This window comes from Clostridium tepidiprofundi DSM 19306, assembly GCF_001594005.1.
GTDB classification, from domain to species: domain Bacteria; phylum Bacillota; class Clostridia; order Clostridiales; family Clostridiaceae; genus Clostridium_AC; species Clostridium_AC tepidiprofundi.
The window spans coordinates 1-2,696 of record NZ_LTBA01000097.1 but is presented as its reverse complement, the minus strand read 5'-3'; the positions used below and the strand labels follow the sequence as shown (position 1 = coordinate 2,696).

The following is a 2,696-nucleotide window of genomic DNA, read 5'->3' as shown; positions in this document are numbered from 1 at the left end:
CCATTCCATATTGATGACAGTATTTATACAAACCTATCTTACTTGTAAATTGTGGCTTAACCTTGATTATCTCAATACCTTCACGTATACATGCTGATTCAAGCATAGTTAGTAACTTACTATATATGAATCCATGTTTAATTCTTGCAAATTTACTTCCTACGTCTTTGTCGTTTTTAAATTTTAAATCTTCAATAGCAATACCACAACCATAAGTTTTAGCTATTAATACAATTTGTTTTGCAAGTTCACCACATAGGTTTTCACGTCTATTACCCCTAGCATATAGTAACTCGCTTTGTTTCAAATAAGTATGCCATTTATAGTTACCCTTATTATCAATCATGGTTAAAGCTTAGTTTTTTCCAGTATAGATATTTCTAGAAAACTCATACCACTGTTAATAACTACTCTTAAATTAGGGTTACCTTTTTTAGTTTTATCACCCCTAGAATAGAGCCTATTATTTCTACAATTTTTCCATTCTTCATTACTAATTAATCCTTTACATCTTTTAATGAACATTTTTTTAGTACCAAATGTAATAGGTAGAATAGTCTTATTATCAATATGTTTTTGAAAATAGGCTAATCTTCTTTTTCTTTTATCGAGCTTACTTTTTAAAGCATTCCTTTTATTTTGAGATAATTTATCATTTTTTAACTGTTTTTCAATAACATTAACTTTCTTTTTATAATTATCTCTATTCTCTTTGAGTAATTCTCTCTGAGAAACTATTGTCTGTCTTGCACTCTCAACGGCATCTTTAGCTTGACGTATATTTAAATTATATTTATGAGCTACTATTTTTTCTAATTCACCTTTTTTTATTTCACCTTCAAGAAGTCTTTTGAAAGAAAACCTTATTGCAGTACAAAATACTAACATCATATTATCAATTATTGATTTCTGTTTGTCGTTTAGATTTATCAATATTGCTCTCATTGTTGTTTTCATTAATACTTTGCTCCCATAAATTAATTTATTTTATATTTAAATATTTTTGATTACTGTGGACTTGTAACTTTAAATGTTTGTCCTCAGTAATAGCTAAAACATTTACATCGACTATAAATGTATCATGTTCTTCAAAATATCCTATTAATACTTCTTCTATTTTCAACTTATGCTTATCGTAATAATAAAGAGTTAATTGCCCTTCATTAAATTGAGTATTTTTAATATTAATTTTATACTTATCATTAGCCCTAATATTTGGTATTTTAATATCTTTTGAACCATTATATGATAAATACATATTTTCAATATTAACCTTAGTTTTATTATTTATAGTTATATTAAGTCCATTTGGTATTCTTAAATTTCTATAAATTACAATAATACTTAATAGAATTAATAGTGATATAGTTATGATCAAATATTTTTTCTTCACGATAATTTCACTCCTTTAACATTTTGTGTGAAAGTCTCCCATCTTCTATAAGTGTGAGATGGATAACACCATTTTTGAAAGGGTTCAATGCCCTTTAAAAAATACACTCCACTTGATATAATGAAAATATAAAAATTCTTATAAAACTGAATATATAAGGTAAGGTTGTGGTAAGAAAAAGCTTTACCACGTAAAATATTCAAGCACACGCCCTGCACCAAAAGAGCGAAAACCAAGCCTTGACGTTGATGCAGTCCGAACGATTACAATCGTCTAAGACGGTGGTTTCTTGCCAAGAAATAAAACTGGTATTATATCGAGGTCAGTGCGACCTTTTGAGCTTGGGTAAACTTGGCACGTTGGTGCTATTGACCAAGAAGCTCCCACTTCAACGAAGTAAGTGGCGAGTAGTTCACATAGCTAGTACTAATGTAAACATAAATGATTGTCTACAGTTATCATTCTACCCCTTCATTACAAATTCGTAAATAATTTCTTTGGTAGAATTTTACGACACAAAATAAAAAAATTTCTTATATAATTACTGCTAGAATTATTACTTGAAGTCTTACTGTTACTCCTGCCTTTCTTCGTATCTTCCTTACTATCCGTTAGTATATAAATTACATCTAGTAAACTATCTAACTCCTCTTTACGATTTCAGTACTCCTATAAACTATTATATTTCAATAATTTTGATACAACAAAAAGTAATATCATTACTAAAATATATATAAGATACAATCTTTTAATTCCTATTACGGGAATATTAATGAATCCTTCTGGATGATTTAATGCATATACAAAAAAAAAGAACTGCAATCACAAACATTGAACCACTAATTACCAATAATACTTTTGATAACTTCATCCTTTTCACCCTTATTTCAAATTTAATAAAATGAATCATATTTATAAATAGTACCTACTGAACAAATGCTTTATTTATTATTACCCCAACACCTAAATATCTAATAAATTCAAAGTCATATATTTTTCTGAAAATGCTCTTTCTAACACTCGCATTACCCTTTGCTCTCTTCATAATTATACATAATTAATATAACTATAGCTCAACCTGATTTCTAAAATTTAGACAATATTACCTGTCTAAATTTTTCACCTTACTGGACTAATAAGATGGTGGTATCACAGGATTCAACCACTAGGATAGCATTGCTAAATCTCGTCTTGCCACTATTGTTCAATTATCCCAATAGAGTCCTACAAGATTATGGGAGTTACCCATTCCTCAAAATATTTTAATCACCTAAGCCTTTCCTACTAGGTGTACTTAGGCAAT

3 protein-coding genes are annotated in these 2,696 nt (G+C 28.3%); all 3 read right to left on the bottom strand.

Annotated elements, in window-relative coordinates; genetic code table 11:
* Positions 1-346 (bottom strand): IS200/IS605 family accessory protein TnpB-related protein (locus tag CLTEP_RS15410; RefSeq protein ID WP_242863955.1); only part of this gene is annotated, 346 nt, incomplete at its 3' end.
* Positions 347-348: 2 nt separating this feature from the next.
* Positions 349-957, bottom strand: coding sequence for a hypothetical protein (locus CLTEP_RS15405; protein ID WP_066827623.1), 609 nt, complete (start codon positions 955-957; stop codon positions 349-351).
* A gap of 25 nt (positions 958-982) precedes the next feature.
* Positions 983-1,393, bottom strand: coding sequence for a hypothetical protein (locus CLTEP_RS13680; RefSeq protein ID WP_066827621.1), 411 nt, complete (start codon positions 1,391-1,393; stop codon positions 983-985).
* Between the last annotated feature and the right edge of the window lie 1,303 nt (positions 1,394-2,696).